The following is a 24,208-nucleotide window of genomic DNA, read 5'->3' as shown; positions in this document are numbered from 1 at the left end:
AAAGGAATGAGGGCTGTTTCTTGTTTATTTGCTATTGTTGTGCTGTGTCTATCTGGTGCGGCTGTCGTGCTGCTGTTGTTTCTGTTGTGTTTCTGTTGTCGTGCTGTGGGGGTGCTGTTGCAGCTGTTGCTATACTATTGTGGTGCCATCTGGTTCAAGGCTTGAATCACAAATCCGTTAATGAGTTACGGTGGACTGGAAATCATCCCGGCTGGACAGACGGGCATCGTAGAAGATCACGTCCCCATCCTTCAGCTTAAAGATATGCCCCTCCGCATCCAAAGCTTGCTCTTCAAAGCCTTCAAGCCGCCATTGGTTCATGAGCGGGGTCTGCAGATATTTTAATCGGGGCTGCCCTGCCGCGAGGCTCTGAATATCGAAATGGACGATGATGTAGCCGTTGTTCAGAAAAATATCCGCATGCTCCGAAATCCCGGCGTGAGTTCTTCCGTACTCCGCCAGATTGGTCCCTTGCTTGGCGACATAAACCCCGGCCGGAAGGCTGTACTCGCCGTACCACTTCTGTACAGCCGCTAGCGCCCGCTGCGGAGCAACCGAAGAAGGAACAGCGCTCTTAGGACCTGCCAACGTACGCAGTCCTTCCGTTAACTCAAGCCCATGATATGTTCCTTCGCTAACAGGACGTTTGGCGAACACGCCGATAAACCGCGTGACAAAAGCCTCCCTGCTCAGTCCGGAGATTTGGCCGAACGTATAATCGTGGTCATAATGGTATAAAGCCGTATCGACGAGTTCTGTATCCGGCACATTCCTCATCGGCTCGTTTAAAACAACGCCCCGGCTGACCTCGTCTTCCTTTGAACCAATCCGGATGAAATGCTGATCCCCGCTGTGGTAATAAAGATCCACCGGAAACCGTACGCTGCCGTCAGTGCTCACGTAATCAAAGGACGGCGTAATCCGGATGCTGTCCTGAGCAGAGAACATATTGCCTTTCGTTTTCAAATCAAACCGGAAGGTATATCCCGTTTTAACCGCTACATTGCGGTAGGCTGAATCCGGGTGACTGCCCGGATGAACCGGCAGCTTGAACGGGGAAATATTGCCGCGCGGTTCACCGTCAATCCCTCTTAGACCCACCCAATAGGCCGCGCCGGAGGACATCAGCTTGTCGATTTCGGTGCGGAAGACTTTTTCCCAGTTGTAATCGGTAATATCTGTGACCCGGAAATCGTATAGCCGGCCAATAACCTCAACGTCCAGGCTGTTCATGGCCGCATGGTGGGTCAAATCTAAATTGGCGGCTGTCTGTCCGCTGAAGCCGGAGGGTGCATTTTCGGCTATAGACCGGAACCAAACCGTATAGTTGCCTTCATCGACCCAGATTGGCATTTGAAAGGTGACCTGCTCTTGCCCGACCGGAATATCGATCCATGTATGGGCCTGGATATACTGGCTCCTGCCTGAGTTCCAAACGTCGAACGGAAACAGTACCTGCTTGTTCGCCGTATATTTGCCGTAATCCCGGTTGCCATAGCCGGGAGCTTGCTGATGCTGGCCGCTCGTCGGCAACTTCACCGTAAACGGCCGGTCTAGAATCAGCGCCGCACGGGAGGCATTTGGCGTAATCCGCTGGTTGTGCGCCTGGTCATCCGAAATCCCTGGATACATCACTACGGGTGTGTGAACCGTAACGCTGTTCATCCCGGTGATGGGGAAGGTTTTGTCCGATCCTCCATTGATGTTTCCGGGGAGAAGGCTGTAGCGCAGGGTGCCGGTGGTGGGGTTACCGGATCGGTTGGTCACGCTCTTACTGACCGTCAAGCCCGATCGATACAGCACATTCTGGCTGATTTGCCCCGGCTGGGGAATAGCGCCGGGGGTGGGAGCTGATGGGCTCGGCCGGGCATTGTTCATAATCGTTGCGCCGTTAAAAACAACCTGGTCATTCTTAACTTCAATCTGCTGGATGCTCGATTCGGCTTGAGATTGGAACAACGCGCCTTCTTGCGGAGTAGGCGGCTCGCTCTCCCCACCGGATACCTCCTCGGTTCCCAGATCAATCGCACTGCAGGAAGCTGGATGGCCATGAGCGTCCACGCTGGAATCATGTTGTGTGGTTACCGCCGGGGCGGTATAACCAGACGGACTTAACGTGACCGATCCTCCGTAACCGCCAAGCGCATAATTGGCTACTGACGCATCGGCCAATTTGTAAATCTCCAGATGATCGATGATCCAATAGCTGTAATCCCGTTTGATGGTGACCGTCTGCTCGACCTGTTCTGTCGATTCCTGAGGCTCCGGCGGTTTGCCGGGATCATCCGGTTCCTTCCCCGGTTCGCCGGGGATGGTCCATGTTTTATGGTACGTTTTGCTTACGGGAACGGTATAGGTGACGGTTCCCGTCATGTTAACCCATTTGTTTTGGAAAAGATAACTTTTGCCGAGCACGTTGGCGTAGAGGCTTTCGGAGGTTGGAATCCCTCTCAGGACGTCGAATTGCTCGGTCCCTCGGCTGTCGGCCTTCAGCACTCCGCTTGCGTTAGGCTCCAGTGCAGACCCCGAGGAAACCGTCCCCCTTGCAGGACTGCTTACGGTATACGTACAGCTGCCGATAGGCTCGCCCCCGCCGGGGGGATTCCCCCCGTTTCCGGGATCCTCTCCAACCGTGACGGTAGTGCTGGTGGTCAACTGAAATCCGTCTTTCACCCATAAGACCGTGATCGTCGTTGTTCCTTTGCCTGCTGCGCTCACCATCCCGGAGGGACTCACCGCAGCAACCGCCGGGTTGGACGACGTCCAGGTCGTCTGGCCGCCGCTTCCCGTGTTGACGTTGGTTTCAGGGCCAAAGTTGCCGTCCCCTGTTTGGGTCCGGACAGCAGCGTTCAGCTGTTTGGTTGCGCCGGTGGCTAGTTGGCCGCCGTTACTTAAACTGATTTCTTTAGTAGTTTCGGCAAGGGCTCTCCAGTAGATGTCGGTGCTGAATCTGTAGTCTGCTTTAAATTTAGGAGAGTTGTAGACTTCATAGTTTGTCGGCTCAATAGTCCCTCCAATTTGGACTGTGAATCTGACTCGTTTACCCGTAAATGAATCTACACTTATTAGGAGCGGCCTTCCAGCTTGATTATGCTTGTCATTATCCATATAGTAAGGAAGTTCTGACGTTGTTGTAATATCAGCTTTTGAAACTATCTGATCCGAGCTATTTCTGTATTCACCTGGTAAATAACTCGGTGCGCTTAAATCTAAGTCCACACAGACTGTAGACGAAACAGGCTTATTTGTTTGACTATTATTAGCCAATCTCTGTCCATTACACTCACCATCAACACTCCAAGATAAGTTATCCAGTTGATAGATATAAACACCCAAATTTGTTGTTCCGTAACCTTCAACCGGAATGACTCGTTTCTGTAACTTTGTGGGGGCAGCAGGTTCAAAATAAGTTCCTTGTAATGGCGGTTTTTTCCCCGGCCCTCCTACTCCTAGAGCTATAGAAACTGGCATTATTATTGAGAAACAGAGAGAGAAAAAAAGTAACAAGCACTTTCTACATCTATTTGTTCTTGTCAATCAATTACACCCTTATTATTTATTTTCTGACCTCACCCAATAATTAACCCCGTCTTTGGAAGTGAGCTTTACTTCGGGAACAAGAGCTTTGTCAAAGTGAAGAAGACCCTCTCCCCAGTATGCTGGGTTCTTGTCCTTAAATACTGCTCCAAATCCAACATTATAATCATCTATTTTAGAAATAGAGTAAGCTGAGGAAGCTTTTGATCTTGGGGAAAATAAAGCGTCAATTGTCGGTGATTGGATAAGACTCCCCGCTTGGAGAGCAGTCATAGTTCCTTTAATCGTCATATCGAACTCGGGAAAAGAGTAGTAGTCTCCTCTAAGCAAATTGTTTTGCCCCTCATCAAGAAACACTGGGTAATAAATACTTCTTTGTTCCCCAGTAGCATAAGGACTAATAACAATCCAATTCTTCACCTTAACATCAGCATAGTTAGTTACGGTAACTAACTCTTTATTCCTTACCTTTGAAAAATCATCAGTGATCTTAGCATTGTCATAATAACTATCATCGTAATAAGTAAACATCTCCCGAGGAATTACCTTATACTTCGGAGCAATCACCTTCAAATTCGTCCCCGTCAGCCCCACTTCCCGGAGTTCCTGCAAACCCTGGAAATCAGCAGGCTGCTTATGAGCGGCTGCTTCATAACGTGCTAGCAGCACGGCCACCTCTGCACGAGTCGTGGTCCGGTCAATTCCAAACTGCTTGTCCTCCCCGACACTCATCAGCCTCGTCCCCATAGCCACAGCCACGGCATTTTTCTGGGCAGCAGGCAGATTACCTGTAAAATACTCTTTGGCCGGCACAACGGTGTTGGTCACGTCCTTCAGCGCAGTCCCGTAATCGGCATTGACCTTCGCCAGTCCGTTCGTTAACCAAACCGCCAGCTCCCCCCGGGATAACGGGGCATTGGCGTTCAGCTTCCCGCTGCTGTAGGCAGCCGGGTCAATAAACCCTTTTTGCACAGCTGCTTTCACGCCTTCTTCAGCCCATGCTGGAACATCGGTAAACCGGCTGCTGACAGAGGAGTCCACCGGCTGATCACTTAACCGGCCCAAAATTGCTGCCATTTCCGCTTTGCTGACCGCTGCTCCCGGCTTGAAGGTTCCGTCGGCATAACCTTTAAAATAACCTGCCGTCACAGCAGACTGTATGGCAGAAGCCGCCCAATGACTCGAAGGTACATCTCTAAAATCTGTGCTGCCCGCTGCTGAGGTTTTGCCATAACTCCCTAAACTCCCGGCGGCTAATGCTCCAATTACTAATACCGTTAAAACCGTCTTTTTCATCAAGCTAATCTCCTTTTTGTCTATTAATGCTTAATCATTCCTTCTTCTTTAGAACTCAAGACATGAAACCGATACAAGCTCCCTTTCCCTCTACTTGATTCTTCTGCTCTTCTGTTCTTTTAATCTTCTATTCTCCTAATCTTCTACTTTTCGGATCGTCAGCCCCTTCCTTCGCTTTTCATCCCAACTTACTGTTTCCTATGTAATTTCAAGAAAAAATCTGCCCAAACGCAAAAAGAACACCCCGGGCAGTTCGATGCCTGTGCCGGAGGTGTTCTTCACCATGGATAATATTGGGTAATTAGTTTGTTCTTGTATTATAGCTTGCTTACTAGGTTTTGACTATAGGAAAATAGCCGTATCTTTGTCTCGCATCGCAGACGAGGATTCGCCCTCCTATCCCCGTTATCCTCGGGCGTGACTCAAAACTCAAGACTTAAAACTCTTCCTCTTCCTTCTCGTCAAAGTACTGGTTCAAGATCCGCAGGAAGACGTTTGGAAAAGCCAGCTCCGCCATGTCCTCGCGCGTAATCCAGCGCGTAACCGGCTGCGGGACCGCTCCCGCTTCGCCAGCGTCAGCCCCCGCATCACTGCCGCCGGCGCCGCTCCCGTCTGCGGCTTCATAGGCCGCGCTGGCCTCCGCGGCCATAAGCCCCATGGAAGCGTCACACCCTTCAGCCTGCTGGAACCTGAACACCCTCAGGTTCCAGTGGATATGGCTGAAGGTATGCTCCGCTTCCATATAAGGGCCGAGCGGCCGGGCCGGTGTCCCTTCGGCCGCAAGGACGGCGGCCAGACGGTCCATAGCCGGACCTTCCGGCAGGCCGCCGCCTTCACCCGGCTGTCCCTCTACAGCCGGGACATGGGGCAGCTCCCACATCCGTGCGAGCAGCCCCGTCGCCGCGCGCTGACGAACCAGCACGCGGCCTTCTTCAGCGCCGGAGCCCTCAACCAAAGCCGTTAGACGAAACTCGGGACGAGGTTTCTTGGCTTTGGTTTTGACCGGCAGCTGGGTTTCCACGCCCGCAAGCCGGCCCTGGCAGTGCTCCATGACCGGACAGGTCATGCAGCTTGGCGATTTCGGCGTGCAGACCAAAGCGCCAAGCTCCATCAGCGCCTGGTTAAAATCCGTTGCTCCGCCCTCCGGGATCAGCCGGGCGGCCAGCGTCTCCATACGGACCCGCGTTGCCGGCTTCATAATATCGTCTTCCAGCAGGAAATAACGGGACAGAACCCGCATAACATTGCCATCCACCGCAGGCTCCGGCTGACCAAAAGCAATACTCAGAATCGCCCCTGCCGTATACGGGCCGACTCCTTTTAATGCAGATACAGACGCCTTATCGCTCGGCACCCGTCCTCCATGACGTTCCACGACCTGCTGCGCGGCGGCCTGCAAATTGCGGGCCCGGGAATAATAACCCAGCCCCTCCCAGCACTTCAGCACGTCTTCCTCCGGCGCCAAAGCCAGATCAGTGATCGTAGGGAAACGTTCAATAAAACGGTGAAAATACGGGATCACCGTATCGACCCTCGTCTGCTGCAGCATAATCTCCGAAACCCAAATATAATAAGGGTCGCGATGCCTGCGCCAAGGCAAATCACGTTTGGCCGTTTCATACCATTCCAACAATTTCTCACTAAAGTATTGCTCCATATCAGTTGCAGACACGCTGTTCGTTCTCTCCTTAGCTAAATTCCTTTATTTTAAACGATTCAACCTTTCTTAAAAGGACCTCATCCTTGCTCCAGCACGCAAAAAGCCGAAGCCAAACTGCGCTCATGCGTTATGCTGATATGAATCACCGGAAGGTCCTTCCCTGTCCAGCCCAGCCTGTCCCAGGCTTCCGGGTTTAGTGTCACGAAGGGTTTTCCGGCCGGGTCCGGCAGGATTTCAATATCGTCAAAAGCCAGCTTGGCGCCGATTCCGCATCCGAAAGCTTTGGATACCGCCTCTTTGGCAGCAAAACGGCCGGCCGCAAACTCAGCTTTTCTGGATGTTGCTCCCGGCAGCTCACGTTCAGCAGGCGTCAAAATCCGCTGGAGGAACCTGCTTCCCGAGCTTCCTTTCAATATCCGGTCCATCCGTTCTATTTCAACCAAATCGTGTCCGATTCCGTAAATCAACCTAACCCTTCCTTCCGGTTATACCATTAAAAAAACGACTGCCATAAAAAAACGAACTGCCATTCGTACAATCTACGCTTCATTGTAGCAGGACAGGCCCCAGGATGCGAGTCCCGGCCAAGTGTATGCTATAATTAACCAAATTAAGGACACCCTACAAGCAGGCACTAAAATCAAAGTCCATCCCTATAGCAAAAAACGTCAAGAAGCCGCCGCCCCTGTCTTCTATACTGGGAGTATGAACGGTCTGGAGGATGTCCATGAACAACAAAGTGATCATTCAGCGCGTAATCGATTATATTGAAGATCATCTGGCGGATGAGCTGACGCTGGCCGAACTCGCGGAGAAGGCCCACTATTCGGAATATCATTTTCACCGGATGTTTCAGTTCTTTACGGGAACCACCGTAATGAGCTATATCCGCCTTAGACGGTTAAACCGGGCCGCCGCTCTAATCGCCGAGACGCAGCGCAAAGTGCTGGATATCGCTTTGGAATGCGGCTTCCGCAGCCATGAGACTTTCTCGCGCAATTTCCGGAAAAATTTCGGCATTCAGCCTTCCGAGCAGCGCCGAAAAGGAATAACGCTTCCGGTAACAGCCGGCCTGCAATTACTTACTTGCGCCGGGACCGGCCAACAATTTGACGAATGGGGAGATTGGAAGATGGATTTTAAACACGTTACCCTGCCTGCCACACGGATTATCGGCTACCGCATTGAAACCACCGTAGATCATGGACAGAACAGCAAGGATATTCCTGCCTTCTGGCAGCATTATCTGGCGAACAAACTTTGGGAGAACATTCCTGGCAAGCTGAATAACGTAGAGCTCGGCGTTTGCACAGAAAGCACGCCTGGAGGGAAATTCGGTTATGTCATCGGTTATCAGGTCGGACCGGATACAGCCGTTCCTGATAGCCTCGTTGAATACTTCATTCCCGAACAGGAGTACGCTGTGTTCACAACTCCTAAGGCTGGTCCGGATGAGTTTGTTGCCGCTATCCAGAATACCTGGAATTATGTCTTTACCGAATGGTTCCCAAGCTCCGGCTTCGAGCATGCCATGGCTCCGGAGATCGAATGGTACGACGAACGCTGCATGACTGACGGAGACAAGGAAATGGACATTTATGTTCCGATCAAACCAGCTTCCAAACCGCAACAGGAACAATAATAACAACGATAGCGACAGCAACAGCTACAGCCACAACACCAGCTACAGCACTAGCGACAGCGGCACCATCCCCTCAGCCATCATTCATAAAACTAAAGGTTTGAGCCTTATAATCAAGCCGTATAAAACACAAAAGCTTCTCCGGCAGACTGCCGGAGAAGCTTTTGTTATCTAAGAAGAACGATCTGTCCAGAATATTTTCCCAGAATTTTATCCAGATCATTGATCTAGAACATTTACCCAAACCATCTTTCCAGAACATTCGTTCAAACATTCAAGTATTCTTTCAATCGTTCTTCCAATCGTTCTTTCAATCATTCTTCCAAACACTCATTTGAATCCTGATCTGAACCTAACCTTAACTTTAACCCGGCAAGATCTTATCAGGTAAGCCATTTATTTCGTGAAATAAAGATTAGATACCTGGAATGACATTCCGTTTATGTTCGGTTCTTGTGTAGAATCTCTCCAAAATCTCTTGCGCTTTCGGATCGATCGCTTTGCCCTCGAGATAATCGCTGTTGGCTTCATAAGTCACGCCCAGTTCGCCTTCATCGGTTTGACCTTCCCAAAGTCCAGCCGTAGGCGCCTTATCAAGAATTTCCTGCGGCACGCCAACATAAGCGGCAACCTGTCTGATTTGACGTTTGTTAAGGGTGCTGAGCGGTGTAATGTCGACGGCGCCGTCGCCCCATTTGGTATAGAAGCCTGTCAGTGCTTCAGAGGCATGATCAGTACCTACAACAAGCAATTGCAGCTCAAAAGCCAAAGCATACTGCGCTACCATCCGCATGCGTGCTTTAACATTACCTTTGCCTTGATGCGTCATATGACGGGGCTGACCAAGTTTCTTGAGCCCATGCTCCACTTCCAGGGCCACTTCATCTACGGCCTCCTGAATGTTCGTCTCCACGACATGCTTCAGGTCAAACTTCTTGGCCACGGAGTAGCTGTGCTCAATATCCGCCTGCTCTCCGTAAGGCTGGAAAACGCCCAAAGTGATGAACTCTTCGCCGTTCTCGGCTGTAAGCTCGTCCGTTGCCTGCTTGCAAAGTGCTGCAGCCACCGCGCTGTCGATACCGCCGCTGATGGCGATCAGCAAACCTTTTGTATGGGAACGGGTTACATAATCTTTCAGAAAGTCAACACGTTTGCGCACTTCGGCTGCCGGATCAATACTTGGTTTCACACCCAGCTTGTTGATAATATCCTGCTGCAAACTCATTACATTCACTCCTTAATTTAAGATATATGTATAACTTAACGCCCTGCAGCAGCATGAATCATGCCGGACCGCAGGGCGCTGAACAGAAGCTTGACTATTAAAGGCAGAAACGTTCAAATGCCTCGACCAGATCGGTCGCAATTTCAAGCGCGGAATGATCTTCGATCTGATGACGTTCGATAAAGTGCACCAGTTCTCCATCCTTCATCAACGCAATGGATGGGGAAGACGGTGGGTACGGCGCGAAATATTCGCGGGCTGTCGCCGTTGCTTCCTTATCCTGGCCTGCAAATACGGTGTACAAATGATCCGGTTTAACACCGTGCTCAAGCGCCTGAACGACACCCGGGCGGGCCTGGCCTGCCGCACATCCGCACACAGAGTTAACAACAACCAAAGCGGTTCCTTCCATCGAAGACAGCTTCTCCTCAACCTCTTCCGGAGTCCGCAGCTCTTCAATACCTGCACGGGTCAGCTCGTCTCGCATCGGTTGAACCATATCTCTCATATATTGGTCAAAAGACATCGCCATTTAACATTCACTCCTTCTGCTTGGCATACACTGATTACGGCAAAACTGAAGTTCTGCCGATTCTATTTTATTATACCTTCATCAAGGAGGAAATCAACACATCTCTAATATGGCTGATCCTTGATTCAGCTATCCGTTCTCCCTGCAATTAGTCCAAAAAAAGTTAACTCGCTTGAGGCGGATAGGGGAATAATATCGAAAATGTAGTTCCGACTCCAACCTCGGAATCCACGCTGACCTTTCCGTTATGCCGTTCGACGATGCTTTTGCACAAGGCCAGTCCAAGCCCCGTCCCTTTGGCTTTGGTGGTGAAGAAGGGCTGGAACAGATTCTCCCTCTTATTAAGCGGAATCCCCGGTCCCGTATCGCTGACCAGCAGCTCCACGCCTGCCGCCACCTTTCTCGTCTCCAGAGTAAGCTGCCCCTTGTCTTCCATGGCCTCCATGCCATTGCGGCACAGATTCAGGATCAATTGCTTGATTTCTTTCGCATTCAGCTCAAGCTTGGGGATATGCTCATCCAGCTTGACTTCAATGCTTTGACCGCGCAGGTTCGCATCGGCCCAAAGAAGCGGAGTCAGTTCATGGATAATATCGCCTAGCGAAGTGGCTTCCTTTCGAACCGGACGGTTCTGGGCCAGGGAAAGGAAGTCGTTAATAATGCTGTTGGCCCGGTCCAATTCTTCAAGGACAATCCGATAATAGTGATCCAGCGAATCCGGGCTTTTCTCCCGCATCAGCTGTAGAAAACCCCGGACTACAGCAATCGGATTACGGATCTCATGCGTAATGCCCGCCGCCATTTGACCCACTAGGCTCAGCCGGTCGACATTATTCAGTTCCAATCGCAGCGTCTCCAGCTCGGTGATATCCTGCACGACTACCACAGCCCCGATGACTTCATCGGAATGACCTTTAATAATGGGGGAAATACTGGTAAACAACATCGTGTCCTGAATCTGAACAAGCTCGCTCACGATGGATCTCTGCTCAAAGACGCGCAATAGTTCCGGGTCAAGCTGCTCCATATGGATCTGCAAGGAGGTCAGCACAGGCAGCAGATGGTGCCCAAGCAAATCTTCCCTGACAGCATCCGGCTGAATCTCCCGGAACAGTTTCAGAAAGGTTTTGTTCAGCATCGTGATGCTGCCTTGACGGTCCAGCAGTGCTACGGACAGCGGAGTGGCATCCATCATTTGCTGCATTTTCTCTTCTTCGCGGTAATATTTCCGGGACACAGCTTCAAGCTGATATTGGAATTTGCGCTTATCCAGCGTTTCTTCAATAATATGAATCAGAATGAGACCGGCCAAAATCATAAGAAACGTATTCGAGTAAGCTAAGAAGATAAGAGAAAAATTGTTATTCAGGCTCTCGTTATGTAGAAAAAACGGGGATGCTGTTGAAAGCATTGAACCTACCAGCAGAAATAGAGCCAGTATGCCTGATTTGCCCCTGCGGGACATGACCAGGAATTTCTTTTTAGACAGCAGTACCAAAGGAAAGATCAACAATCCCGTTACTAATAGAAAGTCCGACAAGTTCCGGAAATCCTCGTTTATGATATATAGAACCAGCTGCAAAGCAGCGAGCAGCAGCGAATAAACCGTCTTCTCGTACAGCATAGCCGCAAACAACGGGACCATCCCATAAGTTAATGGAATTATGCCATACAGTTTGGTTGTGAATATGGAGGAGAAAATCATACTAATAGCACAGGTTACCGCCAGCACAACATGATAGCTCAATCGTTTTCTTACATTCTGTTCCTGCTGGATTAGGAGATCCGCCCTCTCATACAGCAGTGGAAATAAAATCGCCGGCGTAAGAGCAAGCAGAAACAGAAACAGCATTTCGTGAACTGCGCTCAATAATTATCCCTCCTTAGCGGGATGTATAGACATATATATTCAATTGAATTAAATCACAAGCGACAATATTTTACAATAATCCTTGCCTGCCCGGGTCAAGCAAATCAGGCGATTTATTCGGCAAAGTTTAAGAATCAGGTTAAAGAATAGAATGGGGTTGACTTTGTGACGTTTATTTGAAAACATCATCTATACGAAAGAATTGCGTGAGAAAGGACAACTATGAATAAATTCGATGTAATTGTTATTGGAGGAGGTCCTTCTGGACTTATGGCTTCTATCGGCGCCGCTCTGCAGGGCGTATCCGTCGTCCTGCTCGACAAGGGAGACAAGCTGGGCAGGAAGCTGGGGATTTCGGGCGGCGGACGCTGTAATGTAACGAATGCCAAGGATACGGATGAACTCATTCGTTTTATTCCCGGTAACGGCCGATTTTTATATAGTTCACTTAACCGTTTTGGCAGCCCTGAAATCATAAACTTTTTTCAAGGGTTAGGTATCCAGCTGAAGGAAGAAGATAACGGAAGAATGTTTCCGGTGTCGGACAAGGCCAAGACGGTCGTCGATGCTTTGATTGGCAAAGCAGCAGGGCTTGGCGTCCAGATGCGGGTCCATTCCCCGGTCAACAAGCTCCTCTTCGGCCCGGACGGCGTTCAGGGCGTCCAGCTGGAAAGCGGAGGAGAGATCCATGCCAGAGCGGTGATCGTGGCTACCGGCGGACGTTCCGTGCCGCAAACCGGTTCCACAGGAGACGGCTATCCTTGGGCCGAAGCCGCCGGTCATACGATTACCGAGCTGTATCCGACCGAGGTTCCGATTACTTCGGCTGAACCTTTTATCCAAAGCAAGGAGCTGCAGGGTCTTTCTCTGCGGGACGTTGAGCTCGCCGTTCTGGACCCGAAGGGCAAGAAGGTGATTGCGCACCGCGGAGACATGATTTTTACCCACTTCGGCTTATCCGGCCCGATCGCCCTGCGCTGCAGCCAGTTTATCCGCCAGGTGCGGAAGAAATATAAAATTCCCGAAGCAACGCTGGCGATCGACCTGTGCCCGGACCGATCAGCTGATGATACAGGGGTCTGGCTGCGCCGTATGGCTCAAGAGGAACCGAAAAAGGCATTAAAAAATGTATTCAAAGGCACTGTGCCCGAACGGCTCCTGCCTCTCCTCTTCCAGCGCGCCGGCCTTTCGCCGGACACAACCTTCGAGCATCTGCCTAAGGAGCCTTGGCAGGCCTTTGTTAAGGTAATAAAATCGTTCCGGATTCAGGCGAACGGCACCCGGCCATTCGCAGAGGCCTTCGTAACGGGCGGCGGGGTTCATCTCAAGGAGATCGATCCGTCCACCATGCAGTCGAAAGTGATGCCGGGGCTTTATTTCTGCGGTGAAATTCTCGACGTTCACGGCTACACCGGCGGCTACAATATAACAGCAGCCTTCTCGACCGGTTATTCGGCAGGCTCGCATGCCGGTGAAACCGTAATGCTCAATAAATAAGCAGGGACTTGCTCCCCTCTCCCAGGCCGCTTTGCGGCTTACCGGGAGAGGGATTTTTTTCGCCAGCCGCCAAACAGCTTCCAGATCCAGCCTCCCAACCACCAGTTGAACAGAATCCCCGCCGGGAGTCCCGCGGCTAACGCCCACCAGGTATGCCAAATCGACCAGCTTAGACTTAAGACAAAGAAGATTACCGGAATCAGGAGCAGCAGTCTCATAGCCGGGCCGGCTGCTTGGAAAGCCAGAGATTCGGGAACAGGCAGAAGCTCCAGCAGACGGCTCTCCATAAAGGCGCGGCGCATGCCGTTAAGCCAATAAGCGAGCAGCATGATCAACCCGGCAAACACAAACAAATTCACCGGGGAAGGAGGAAACTGGAGGCTGACCGTCCCTGCCGCCGTATATATAAGAAGCATCCTTAAAGTGTTCATATTTCGGACAGTAGATTTTACGATCAGTTCGGCAAGCCGCACCGATTCCTTCCCGGAGAAGGGCAGCAGACGGCTCGAACGGCGAAGCAGCCACGACTTGCTGCGGTGACGTTTCGGTTTGTCTACAGCACTCGACAACAGAAAGGCGGATAAACGGAGCTTCTGCTTCATCTCCTCCTCAATATCCGCATAGAAGGTCCCTTTCAGCTTCATTCGCAGGAAGACAAGAAACAAACTGATCACTGCCAGCACAGCTATAGCAGCAGCTGCAAGCCGTATATCACGCAGACTCCCCTGCACCGCTGCCTGCAGAAGAGCAAAAATCAGCGCATGGCTGAGCAGCTGCAGGACGGTTGAACGCCAGCCGCTCCACTTGATACGGCAAAAGTGCAGAAGCAGCATATGGTTAACTCGAAATAGGAAAATTACTACCGCTAAGGTCCCTAGACTGCCGGAATTCAGCTGAAGCCCCCGCACCAGCATCGGAGCGAGCAGCAGGCCGCCAAATGCGCTCAGAATCGCAGCGTAAGCGATGGAGCCGAGGATCGCCCGCCCCTTGATCCCTCTCATCCAGCTACGGCGGGCATGCAGAAACAGAAGATCGGCAGCCTCCAGCCGAAGCGTCAGGCCCCGCAGGGTGGTTAGAAGCAGCCATAAGGACATCAAGGAACCTAGAGGCAGCCGGGTCATCCAGGCCGCTACCGGATCGGTCCAAAGGCCGTAATAAAGCCTGGCCGCAAGCAGCAGACCAGGTATAACTATGTATAATAAAATGGTTAAATCCACTACAGAGGTGAGCGCTTTATATTGAAAGCGATAGCTGTCCCGAACCCTCTGCCAATAGAGCGCCCCCGGGTGGTCCAACCGGTGTCTCCGGGCTGCGGCTTGTTGATCGATATCCATTTCCCTACCCTACTCCTTCCACTTCCGCTTACCGGTCTTCTTCCCTTCCCCCTTCACGTAACGGGCTTCAGGTCAGCAGATCGAAGCAGTCAAACAAGGAGGCTTCCGGCCGGCCGCATTGTTTGCGAATGTCCTCCAGCGTTCCTTCCGCCGCCATTTGTCCCTGATTGACCAAGACGAAGTCGTCACAGATTCTCTCCGCCGTATCCAGCACATGAGTGGACATCAGGATGCCGGCCCCCCGGCTCCGTTCTTCGTCCAGCAGACTCAAGAAATCCCGTGTTGCCCGGGGATCAAGACCGATAAAGGGCTCGTCCACGATATAGACGTCCGGCTTGGACAGAAAGCCGATCATCAGCATCATTTTCTGTAGCATTCCCTTGGAGAAGCCCCCGGGCAGCAAGTGCCGGGCATCCTCCATCCTGAAGCGGGTCAGCAGCTGCTCGCTTCTCGGCACCCAAACCTCGTCCGGCAGTTCGTATACCGCGGCGGCCAAAGCCAGATGCTCCCACAACGTAAGGGTTTCATAGTAGACGGGCTGCTCTGGTACATAAGCATAGGAGCCCTTTCCGCCACGAAAAGCGATATCGGCATCCGCAAAAGGAAGAATGCCGATAATCGCTTTGATGGTGGTGCTTTTTCCCGCACCGTTAGGACCAATCAGCCCGGTCAGGCCCCCGGGTTTCACCTGGAGCCGGATGCCGCTGATTCGGTTTTGAGCCTGCTCATACCCGGCCTTGCGGATTTGAACGTCCAGCACGCTGCTGCCATTCTTCTTCCGCACACCGCTTTCGTTCTCCCGCATACTGCTGTCTTTATCCATAAAGTCCGCTGCATTACCCCGCACTTCCCGGCGCGATGACCGCAGCTTTCTCCCCCTCCTTCTGCACATGAACCGAGTGGTCCCTTTTCATAATAACAGTTTTACTGACAAGCAGCACCAGACCCAATGCGGCGACCAGTCCGCCCGAGATCTTGAAAGCCACAAACGCACCAAAGCTTGTCACCAAATATCCGCCGACGAGCGGGCCTATCAGGGAGGCGGAGGACAGAATGCTGTTGACCGTGCCAAAAACCCGCCCCGTCAGCCGTTCCGGCGTCCGTTTCTGAAGCTCCGTCTGGAAAGGGATAAACGTCATGCCCGCCCCCAGGCCTACAATCATGAAGGACAAAATCATGGCTGTTATCCCCGACCATTTGCCGAAATCCAGATACTCAGCGAACCAGCTCGCCAGGAAAAACATGATCCCCATCACGGCAGATCCAGCGCCCATCTTGGCCAGTGGAGACCAGGATTTCAGCAGGCGGACGAGCACCGCAGCCAGCAGCGTGCCTACACCGCTTAAAGCGATGCACCAGCCCAGCATATCGTCAGGCAGATTCCGGATCTCCCGGAACAGGACGACCGTCTGCGAATCGGCAATTTGCAGCACGGCGAGCACCAGGGCCAAGGCCAGCAGGCCATAAGCCAAAACCGGGATCCTCGCGATGGTCTGGATACCGGCAGCCAGTTCCTTCAAGAAACCCTGCTGCACATTTGAAGACGAATCCTTTACCTCCTCGCCTCTGCCGGCTTCCGGCTGCTCCCCTGCTATCCTTTGGAGCTTGCTCCGGCTCGGCACGCGAAACAGGAATAAAGCGGAAATAAGAAAGGTTAGGGCGTTCAGCACAAAACATGCCTGCAGGCCGAACATCGCGGTCAGCAGCCCGCCAAGCGCCGGACCGGCAATTTTGCAGCTTTGCTCGATAATGGCACTGTAGGAAACGGCCTGCTCCAGCTGACTGCGAGGGACGATTTCCTTGATTTTCCCGCTTTTAGCAGGGCCAAACATGACATCGAAGATGCTTTTTGCAATCAACAGCAGATACATCTGCCAAATTTCCTGAACGAAGATCATACTCAAAACAACGAATATCCGGATTATATCCGCCCAGACCATGATCTGCTTCCGTTCCACCCGATCAGCCAGCATGCCCGCGAGCGGACCGCCAAGCAGCATGGGGAGAAGCATGCACAGGGTCAGCCCGGTGATTTGCCAGGGAGTGGCTTCCCACTTTAAACCCACCAGCGTCAAAATCGCCAGAATCGTCAGCCATTCGCCCAAATTGGATACGATTTGCGACCCGAGCAGGGATAAATACGTTTTGTTGTTCAGCAGCGGACGTTCCGCCATTTCCTGAGCAGCCAAGTTCATCGGATAAACAACTCCTGTCAATGATTTCTACTCTCATTGTAGGAGGATCCTCCCTGGGTTCCATCCGTCCCGGGGCTGATTTGCCGAAGCTTCCGCAGCCGTATTTTGAGCAGACCCCGGGAAGGAAGAAAATAAAAATAATAACCCAAATTGTGATAAATTATATTTTTTCCACTCTGGCCTACGGCTTAAGATACAGGTACAAAGAAGTTCTAACCCACGTTCAAATAACAATTCAAATAAGGCGGGATGAAGATGATCAAGGCAAAGGAGCACCAAGCGGAATTATCGCTGCATTTGTACCGCGTTCTGGCAAAATCCTTTAAGAGCGTTAATGAACATGCGGTCACAGCTAGCAAGCTGCAGGGTTTCAATCCGACGGCATTCGCTGTATTGGAAGTGCTGTATTATAAAGGGCCCCAGCCTATTCAGCAAATCGGAGCCAAGCTGCTGCTGCAAAGCGGGAACGTGACTTACGTAATCGACAAGCTGGAAGCCGGAGGGCTGCTGCACCGCACGCCTTGTGCCCGTGACCGGCGGGTGATTTTTGCGGAGTTGACCCCTAAAGGCAAAGAATTGATGGACCGGCTGTATCCCGAGTTCGAGGACCGGATTGACCATGCGCTGAGCGGCCTGAATGACCAGGAGAAGCAAGTTATGATCGAGCTCTTGAAAAAGATGGGGACCGAAGCGGAGAAACTTCCGCCCCTGCCGCGTAAGTAACGAAGAAAGGGTACAAGCACTGCCCGGCAAAAAAATCCTCCGGATTATTCCGAAGGATTTTTTGCGTTGATCCATTCGCGGATCATCGTTTTATGATTATGTCCCTATTTGTGGGAAGGGTCCATATCTGTATTTTTATCGCGGTTCTCGCTGGTGATATGTCTCCGGTCATTGCGGTCCTGATTAAGCTGCTGCGCCTGATGGCTGTTCACCGGTGTTGTCTCCAGGTCATGGACTTCATTAATCAGAGTTTGGTCGACACGACCGTTTGTTTTGCTCATTTTATCTCTCCTTAGCTGCTGTTATTAAGAAGGATCGGTTATGTGATGAAGCACTTGGGCGCATTCATGAATATGGCGCATATAGTCATCGACAAGCTCCTGCACCGTGGCACTGTGCTCGTCAATAGAACGTCCGGCCATGTCCACATCAACCAGCGCAACGTCCAGCTCCCTCGTATCCTTATACGTGCATCGGAAGTCAAATCCATACTTTTGATGACCTGCCGCATTGATGTGCACGTTTATCGCTTGAGGGTTTGCATTGTCGGCCTGAACCATGGTCGAATCGCCGGGGCCAATCATCTCCGGAAGCTGCTGCTGCCAGGCCTGAACCAAGGACTGCTGATCTAAATGAAGCGGTTTATCCAACTCATCCACCTCCCCTTTTTCTATAAAGTGCGGAGAGTCAGGTTATTTTATGCGCCCATTCTCTGCGGAGCAGGGAATACATATCCAAATCGACAAAACGGTCCCCTGCCTGCTGGTATTCCCGGAGCATTCCTTCCCTTTGAAAACCCAGCTTTTGCAGCAGCCGGATGGAAGCGTAATTTACGGGATAAAGCAGGGCCTCAATCCGGTTAAGCCCCATCGTGCAGAAGCCGAACTCGAACATCGTAAGGAGCGCTTCACGCATATAGCCTTGCCCCCAATAAGGTCTGCCGAGCTCATAGCCGATTTCCGCACGGTGCGCACCGGCAAGCTGCCAGGTGTTGTAGCCGCAGCTCCCGATCAGCCTTCCGCTGTCCTTTAATTCAATGCCCCAGCGGATCGTGTCCTCCGTCTCAGCCAGAAGATTAAGCCATTTAATCATCTCTGCTGTCTCTTCGGCATTGGCAAAAGGCGGAACATTCATATATTTAACGACCTCGGGATCGCTCCAATATTCAAACATCTGGTCCGCATCTGTCTTCTCCAGCCTGCGGAGCGTCAGCCGGGGGCTTTCCAGAACGGGAATTTCCCCTTCACAACGGTATTCCAATCCGCCGCCTCCTTTCATCAGGTTCGCTAATGCAAATTCAATCATACGTGAAGCCCGCCGTCAAAGCGGGGCAAAGCAGCTTGCCTGTATTAAATTAACCCGCTGCGGTAAACTCGCCATCCCTGCAGCACTTTGCTACAATAAAAGGTAAGGGTAAAGAGACGTGAAAGGAGTGGGAGCTGCCGGCTGACCTCTGATAAATTCGGTTGAATTTGGGTATTAATACATGTTGAAGATTCAAAAAAGGGGGATCCTTTCATGATTGCCGCCATCGTCGTTCTGGGGTTGCTTGCCCTCTGGCTGTTGATCACTGGTATAACCCGATACGGATTCCGGCAGGTAACCCAGATGCGCTTGTACCGTTACCCGGACGAAAATCTGGCGGAATACCTGCTCCGAACCGGCGTGTTTACCAAGGAGAAATATGAGTCAATGGCTTCGAGGGAGATTCAAACCACCTCGATTGACGGACTTCGTCTCAACGCCCAGCTGTTCCTGCCTTATCCGGGCTCTAAGAAATGGGCCATTATTGCCCACGGCTATACGATGTCTTTACGGTCCTCCCTGCAGTTTGGTGCTTTATTTGAGGAAAAAGGATTCAATCTGCTGCTAATCGACCACCGCAGACACGGCAAAAGCCAGGGGCGATATACGACCTACGGCTTTCGGGAAAAACACGACCTCGAGGCCTGGGTGAACTGGCTGCTTGAGCAATATGGACGAGATATTCAGATTGGCCTTCACGGCCAGTCTCTCGGGGGCGCCACCGTACTGGAGTATTTAAGTATGGCTGACCCTGCTGTGAAATTCGCGGTTGTCGATTGTCCCTATTCCGATCTAAATAAACTGATTCATTATCAGCTTACAAGAATAATCCGGCTTCCGTCGTTCCCGTTCATCCGGCTGCTGAACCGGGAACTGCAAAGCAAAGCAGGCTTCCGGCTTGAACAGGTCAGTCCGATCCGATCCGTGATGCAGTCCAGGCTGCCCGTGTTGTTTATCCACGGCTCTGCTGACCGTTATGTACCGCCATCGATGAGCCAGGAAATGTTCGAAGCCAAACCGGGACCGAAACGTCTGGTTCTCATTCCCGGCGCTACTCATGCCACCTCCTATCAGAAGGATCCCAGACGTTATAAGGAAGAACTGCAGTCGTTCATCGACGAATGTTTTGCCGAGGAGGAACAACCTGCTGAACCCAAAGCTGCGCTCTGGAAGATGCGGGCTCCCCAGCTGGGAGGCATCAATAGTCCGAGTTAACGGTCCGGCCAAACTTGGATAAGCCTAACTGAATAAGTACAACTGAATAAACACATGGCAAAGAAACCTGCGGATCAAGGCCCGCAGGTTTCTTTATATGAAGGACTCGGAGCCGGTGGTGAACTCTTGCCTATGTAAGCTAACCTCATTAAGATCCGCCGTAATTATGTACACAAATCAATGCTCCAGACCATTACCGGCTGTTCCATTCTTCATCTGTTTCTGGGCAAGGACGATATACTTGTCCAGACGTTGGCTTATTTCTAATACAATCTCGCTGGTGAAGCCGCTAGTTGCCGAAACCTCGACAAGCTCTTGCCTTAAACTCTCAATGATACTGTTGAGTTCTTCATTGATACGTTTGTTAGGTCGTGCCGGCCGAAATCCGGAACAAGATATCTGGGCAGTCATTATCTATCCCTCCCCTCACAGTAATTTTCCTAATTATAAACGCTGATGCCAAAAAATCACTTTTTCGGAATTGGAAATTATAAAGCACTCCAAAAATGGAGTGCTTGTCCTGCATCCCTATTATTCCGGTTATTTGGCTCCTTTGACAACCGGTTTCTGCATTTCTTGATCGTCCAGAACGGCACGACACAGCTCGGCCAGAACCGTCTGAATTTCTTTCAGCTCCTCGAGACCTGCGCCCGTGATCGAATAAATCTCATCATGCGGAGTTAAAAAGTTATCTTCTACCAGCTTCTCAAGCTCGAGTTTCACTTCCCGTTCACCGATTCTGTAACCCCGGCGTTCAAGTTCCAAAAGGGTGTCGCCAACCTTCAAATCCTCTTGTTTGGCATCGTGCAGCATGTGAATGCGAATGAACAAATTCTGGATATCGGCCCGCATGATTATTTCTCCCTTCGTCTTGTCGTCGTTTAATTGTCATTACCCGCTGGAGCGAGACAGGAAACAAACGCCTGAAACGAAGCTGCTCCCTGCAGGCCCCGGTTGACAGGTGAAAAAATCCTGTATACTGTTAACTATGAATAAGTTAGCCATTCCATTTATACCTTTAATAGAGCTATATCTTAAAGAAGTGAGGGATTTTGAACATGTTTCAGGCAGCTACTCCAACTGGCGACCGCCAGCAAGCATATGAATCTGCATTAGTGCAGCTTAAAGGTCTTATTGACGGCGAGCCCAATGCCGTTGCCAATATGGCAAACGCTTCGGCCCTGCTGAATTTTACTTTGCAGGACATTAACTGGGCGGGCTTTTATTTATATGACGGTAAAGAGCTTGTCCTTGGACCGTTCCAGGGTCTGCCGGCCTGCATCCGCATTCCGCTCGGCCGCGGAGTTTGCGGGACCGCCGCACAGCAGCGTGAAACGATTGTTGTAGAGGATGTCCACGCTTTTCCCGGACACATCGCCTGCGATGCCGCATCCAACAGCGAAGTCGTGGTGCCGATCGTGCAGGATGGTCGTTTGATTGGCGTATTGGATATCGACAGCCCGCTGAAAGGCCGTTTTGATGAAACGGATAAGGCCTTTCTGGAAAGCTTTGTCCAGATTTTAGTCGACAGCGTTAAGTTCAACTGACCTGTCTGGTTCTCCGGAAAGTGCCGGACAGTCACGGGAAATACCGGGAAGATCAAACAGCCCGCATGGCCTTAGAGGCGATGCGGGCTGTTTTTTTTGCAGCTCAGTCCTGCTCCTTAATAATTGCTTTCCCTTCCACATGGTGTTTGCTGAATTGTTTGCTTAGTTTCCGGTTCTCCTTCGACTCAAATACGATATCCAGATCATAGTCTTCCCCCGGATACAACTCGCTCCGGCTAATATACGGCTTGAGGCGTTTATGGTTGATCTTCAGCTTCTGTTTCTGAACCTGTACGCCGAACATGCCCCTGCTGTCCTCCAGCGCGCAGATGATTCCCATCCGGTTTAATGAGGTTACCCAAACCGCATCCCCCATTTCGAACTTCGGCCTCCGGTCCGATGTGTCTGTTTCTGCGGCTTCTGCAGTTTCTGGCTGCCCCTTTGCAATAGGAACATTTTGCGTCGTTTGCCTTTTATTCGTCGTTTGATTCATTTTCGGCGCACCCTGCTCCACTAATTTCTCAGCGGGAGCAGCTCGACCCGCAGAACGGCTCATCAATTCCCGCGAGCGCTCGATAACGCTGCCCTCCATCCCCAGCCGCTGGGCAATTTCAAGCGCATAGCTCTCTCCCGCTTCGCCCATGGTCAGCCGGTACAGCGGCTGAAGGGACACGGGATCGAACTCCATACGGGCGTTCCGGAAGCCGGGCGTTTGGGCTGCAAATTCCTTCAAACCGTTAAAATGCGTTGTGACCGCAATCGTTGCCCCTTTGCGGCCCAGTTCCTCGAGAATGGCGATCGATAATGCCATGCCTTCGGCCGGATCCGTGCCTGCTGCCAGCTCGTCGATCAGCATCAGGCTGGCACTGTCCGCCGACTCCAGCATCCTGGACAAGCTTGAGATCTGGGCCGAGAAGGTGCTTAGGGACTGCTCCAGGCTTTGCCCGTCGCCGATGACGGCCCGGATATTCCGGAATACGGCGAGACAGGAGCCTTCCTCGGCGGGAATCAGCAGTCCGGACTGAGCCATCAGAGTCAGCAGCCCGATCGTCCGCAGCACAACCGTTTTGCCGCCGGTATTCGGGCCGGTAATAATCAGCCCTTTGGCCTGACCACCCAAGGAAATGTCCAGCGGGACCATAGTTTGCAGCAGCTTGGGGTGTTTGGCACCCACAAGGCGGATTTCTCCTTCGGCATTCAGCGGAACGGCCCGCCCGCCGATAGAAGCCCCATATTTTCCTTTGGCAAAGATAAAGTCATACATTCCCGTGATCTCGATATTCTGCTTGAGCTCCCGGGCGGACGATTCCAGCAGGGCTGAAAGCATCGCGAGAATCTTCGCCTCTTCCCTGGCTTCATCTCCGATCAGCAGGTTCAGCTCGAACTGGAGAGAAGCAATTTCGTCAGGCTCCACGAACACCGTCTGGCCGCTGGTCGACTGATCAAGCACCGCGCCTTTAACCTGACGGTAGTATTCCTTCTTGACCGGGATGACATATCTGCCGTCCCGGGTGCTGACCAGATGCTCCTGCAGCAGGGAGCTGTATTTGGACAGCACGGTCTGCATTCGTTTCTGAATACGCTCCTTCAGCGTCTCCATCTTGCGCCTTATCTTCTCCAGTTCCTTGCTTGCGCCGTCTTCGATCCGGCCGTGCCGGATACAGCGGTTAATCTCCTCCTGCAGACGCTGCTCCTCATAGAGTGAACCCGCATACGAGGCTATGACCGGCGCAAGGTCTAATTTACCGGACATGTACTTTTTCAACTGGCTGCAGCTTCTAAGGAACTGGCTTACCGCAGAAAAATCCTGCTCACCGAACAAATAACCGCTGCCGAGCAGCGAGACAACAAATTCGATCCCGTCCAGGGAAGGCAGCGGAACGCTGGCTCCTTTGGCGATAATCGCTTTGGCTTCGGCCGTTTCGGCCAATTTACGCTCGGCTGCGGCAAGCTTCTCCTCAGGAACCAATTCAGCTATTCTCCGGCGTCCTTCATAGGAAACCGCATAACGCATCAACTCCTGAATCGTTTCTTCATAACCTAAAGTTTGCAATGCTGCTTGATCCATTCGTCTGGATACCTCCTTAAGTGTGAAAACGCAAAAAAGGGCAAAGAATGAACGAATTCATTCCTTGCCCCGGATATTTCTCAGCCTTCGATAGAAGAAACTCCAACAAAAAAACCGTGCTGAAAGACAGCACGGTTGTGGAATGTTCTTCATATCAAGGCCGCAATACGGGCGACAATGATGGTCCGCGTGTTCTTAACTAATTTCAGAATGAATCCGGGCAAAGGAAAAATAAGCTCCTCTACGGCCATTTTTCTACGCAAAGGGGCCTTCGCCGTCATTCATCGCTATGAAATTGCTTAGTTAAGAACGATCACCGTCATCAAAATCTCTCCCGTCAGTTAGGATACTGCCAATGTATCAATTCAAAGATATAGAGTCAATAGGCGCAATCAGGTTTATTTGAAAATTCCAGATATTTTCCATTTTCGCTTTTATTGCAGCTAATCCTTCAATTTTACGTGAATTATCCACATCTTCTACAACTTTACGCCGCTTTTGGTCGTCTTTTAATGGAGAAACACATTTTATTGTGGACTTCATTTAGAGTATTATAGTTGTA

General features: G+C 51.4%; 22 protein-coding genes. 5 read left to right on the top strand and 17 right to left on the bottom strand.

Going from position 1 to position 24,208, the window contains the following annotated elements:
* Positions 1 to 177: 177 nt before the first annotated feature.
* The 4 genes from CBE73_RS17100 to acpS form a co-directional block, all read right to left on the bottom strand.
* The gene (locus tag CBE73_RS17100) at positions 178 to 3,108 is read right to left on the bottom strand and encodes a DUF5704 domain-containing protein (RefSeq protein ID WP_157739607.1); all 2,931 of its coding nucleotides are present in this window, start codon (positions 3,106 to 3,108) and stop codon (positions 178 to 180) included.
* A 444-nt stretch (positions 3,109 to 3,552) separates the two neighbouring features.
* Positions 3,553 to 4,833 carry an S-layer homology domain-containing protein gene (locus CBE73_RS17095; RefSeq protein ID WP_094095256.1) on the bottom strand — a complete coding sequence of 427 codons (1,281 nt, stop codon included), beginning with the start codon at positions 4,831 to 4,833 and terminating at the stop codon, positions 3,553 to 3,555.
* Between the two features lie 436 nt (positions 4,834 to 5,269).
* The gene (mutY, locus tag CBE73_RS17090) at positions 5,270 to 6,490 is read right to left on the bottom strand and encodes an A/G-specific adenine glycosylase (RefSeq protein WP_094095255.1); all 1,221 of its coding nucleotides are present in this window, start codon (positions 6,488 to 6,490) and stop codon (positions 5,270 to 5,272) included.
* 80 nt (positions 6,491 to 6,570) lie between these two features.
* Positions 6,571 to 6,960, bottom strand: a complete 390-nt coding sequence (gene acpS / locus CBE73_RS17085; protein WP_094095254.1) for a holo-ACP synthase — start codon at positions 6,958 to 6,960, stop codon at positions 6,571 to 6,573.
* 260 nt (positions 6,961 to 7,220) lie between these two features.
* On the opposite strand from acpS, the gene CBE73_RS17080 reads away from it, so the two are divergent.
* A complete protein-coding gene (locus CBE73_RS17080) occupies positions 7,221 to 8,135 on the top strand; it encodes an AraC family transcriptional regulator (RefSeq protein ID WP_094095253.1) in 915 nt (304 codons plus the stop codon).
* Positions 8,136 to 8,550: 415 nt separating this feature from the next.
* On the opposite strand, the gene nadE is transcribed toward CBE73_RS17080, so the two are convergent.
* The 3 genes from nadE to CBE73_RS17065 all read right to left on the bottom strand — a co-directional run bounded on the left by nadE (position 8,551) and on the right by CBE73_RS17065 (position 11,762).
* Positions 8,551 to 9,360 carry an ammonia-dependent NAD(+) synthetase gene (nadE, locus tag CBE73_RS17075; RefSeq protein ID WP_094095252.1) on the bottom strand — a complete coding sequence of 270 codons (810 nt, stop codon included), beginning with the start codon at positions 9,358 to 9,360 and terminating at the stop codon, positions 8,551 to 8,553.
* A gap of 97 nt (positions 9,361 to 9,457) precedes the next feature.
* A complete protein-coding gene (locus CBE73_RS17070) occupies positions 9,458 to 9,892 on the bottom strand; it encodes a BrxA/BrxB family bacilliredoxin (RefSeq protein WP_094095251.1) in 435 nt (144 codons plus the stop codon).
* 163 nt (positions 9,893 to 10,055) lie between these two features.
* Positions 10,056 to 11,762, bottom strand: coding sequence for a two-component system sensor histidine kinase NtrB (locus CBE73_RS17065; protein ID WP_094095250.1), 1,707 nt, complete (start codon positions 11,760 to 11,762; stop codon positions 10,056 to 10,058).
* Positions 11,763 to 11,984: 222 nt separating this feature from the next.
* Here CBE73_RS17065 and CBE73_RS17060 point away from each other — a divergent pair, with 222 nt between their 5' ends.
* Complete coding sequence (locus CBE73_RS17060; RefSeq protein WP_094095249.1) at positions 11,985 to 13,259, top strand: BaiN/RdsA family NAD(P)/FAD-dependent oxidoreductase; 1,275 nt, start codon at positions 11,985 to 11,987, stop codon at positions 13,257 to 13,259.
* Positions 13,260 to 13,297: 38 nt separating this feature from the next.
* On the opposite strand, the gene CBE73_RS17055 is transcribed toward CBE73_RS17060, so the two are convergent.
* From CBE73_RS17055 to CBE73_RS17045, 3 genes are all read right to left on the bottom strand, one after another.
* A complete protein-coding gene (locus tag CBE73_RS17055; protein WP_094095248.1) occupies positions 13,298 to 14,593 on the bottom strand; it encodes an ABC transporter permease in 1,296 nt (431 codons plus the stop codon).
* 67 nt (positions 14,594 to 14,660) lie between these two features.
* Entirely contained in the window at positions 14,661 to 15,398 is a 738-nt protein-coding gene (locus CBE73_RS17050; RefSeq protein WP_094096377.1) for an ABC transporter ATP-binding protein, read from the bottom strand.
* Between the two features lie 31 nt (positions 15,399 to 15,429).
* Positions 15,430 to 16,788, bottom strand: coding sequence for an MFS transporter (locus CBE73_RS17045; protein WP_094095247.1), 1,359 nt, complete (start codon positions 16,786 to 16,788; stop codon positions 15,430 to 15,432).
* Positions 16,789 to 17,043: 255 nt separating this feature from the next.
* Here CBE73_RS17045 and CBE73_RS17040 point away from each other — a divergent pair, with 255 nt between their 5' ends.
* Positions 17,044 to 17,511 carry a MarR family winged helix-turn-helix transcriptional regulator gene (locus tag CBE73_RS17040; RefSeq protein ID WP_094095246.1) on the top strand — a complete coding sequence of 156 codons (468 nt, stop codon included), beginning with the start codon at positions 17,044 to 17,046 and terminating at the stop codon, positions 17,509 to 17,511.
* A 104-nt stretch (positions 17,512 to 17,615) separates the two neighbouring features.
* Here CBE73_RS17040 and CBE73_RS22230 read toward each other — a convergent pair whose 3' ends face one another.
* From CBE73_RS22230 to CBE73_RS17030, 3 genes are read right to left on the bottom strand one after another with little or no spacing between them, the layout of a single operon-like run.
* A complete protein-coding gene (locus CBE73_RS22230) occupies positions 17,616 to 17,792 on the bottom strand; it encodes a hypothetical protein (RefSeq protein ID WP_174704761.1) in 177 nt (58 codons plus the stop codon).
* A gap of 24 nt (positions 17,793 to 17,816) precedes the next feature.
* Positions 17,817 to 18,161 (bottom strand): hypothetical protein, encoded by a 345-nt coding sequence (locus CBE73_RS17035; RefSeq protein ID WP_094095245.1) that lies wholly within the window; start codon positions 18,159 to 18,161, stop codon positions 17,817 to 17,819.
* A 37-nt stretch (positions 18,162 to 18,198) separates the two neighbouring features.
* A complete protein-coding gene (locus tag CBE73_RS17030) occupies positions 18,199 to 18,789 on the bottom strand; it encodes a GNAT family N-acetyltransferase (protein ID WP_094096376.1) in 591 nt (196 codons plus the stop codon).
* A gap of 240 nt (positions 18,790 to 19,029) precedes the next feature.
* On the opposite strand from CBE73_RS17030, the gene CBE73_RS17025 reads away from it, so the two are divergent.
* Positions 19,030 to 20,031 (top strand): alpha/beta hydrolase, encoded by a 1,002-nt coding sequence (locus CBE73_RS17025; protein WP_094095244.1) that lies wholly within the window; start codon positions 19,030 to 19,032, stop codon positions 20,029 to 20,031.
* A 177-nt stretch (positions 20,032 to 20,208) separates the two neighbouring features.
* Here the strand turns inward: CBE73_RS17025 and CBE73_RS17020 are convergent, their stop codons facing one another.
* Together CBE73_RS17020 and CBE73_RS17015 are read right to left on the bottom strand one after the other, a co-directional pair.
* Positions 20,209 to 20,442 (bottom strand): aspartyl-phosphate phosphatase Spo0E family protein, encoded by a 234-nt coding sequence (locus CBE73_RS17020; RefSeq protein ID WP_094095243.1) that lies wholly within the window; start codon positions 20,440 to 20,442, stop codon positions 20,209 to 20,211.
* A 129-nt stretch (positions 20,443 to 20,571) separates the two neighbouring features.
* Positions 20,572 to 20,883, bottom strand: coding sequence for a hypothetical protein (locus CBE73_RS17015; RefSeq protein WP_094095242.1), 312 nt, complete (start codon positions 20,881 to 20,883; stop codon positions 20,572 to 20,574).
* A 206-nt stretch (positions 20,884 to 21,089) separates the two neighbouring features.
* Here CBE73_RS17015 and CBE73_RS17010 point away from each other — a divergent pair, with 206 nt between their 5' ends.
* Complete coding sequence (locus CBE73_RS17010; protein ID WP_094095241.1) at positions 21,090 to 21,578, top strand: GAF domain-containing protein; 489 nt, start codon at positions 21,090 to 21,092, stop codon at positions 21,576 to 21,578.
* A gap of 103 nt (positions 21,579 to 21,681) precedes the next feature.
* Here the strand turns inward: CBE73_RS17010 and CBE73_RS17005 are convergent, their stop codons facing one another.
* Entirely contained in the window at positions 21,682 to 23,646 is a 1,965-nt protein-coding gene (locus CBE73_RS17005) for an endonuclease MutS2 (protein ID WP_094095240.1), read from the bottom strand.
* 360 nt (positions 23,647 to 24,006) lie between these two features.
* Complete coding sequence (locus CBE73_RS22225; RefSeq protein ID WP_174704760.1) at positions 24,007 to 24,189, bottom strand: hypothetical protein; 183 nt, start codon at positions 24,187 to 24,189, stop codon at positions 24,007 to 24,009.
* Between the last annotated feature and the right edge of the window lie 19 nt (positions 24,190 to 24,208).

This window comes from Paenibacillus physcomitrellae (assembly GCF_002240225.1).
GTDB lineage: Bacteria > Bacillota > Bacilli > Paenibacillales > Paenibacillaceae > Fontibacillus > Fontibacillus physcomitrellae.
This window is presented reverse-complemented; position numbering and strand designations above follow the sequence as displayed.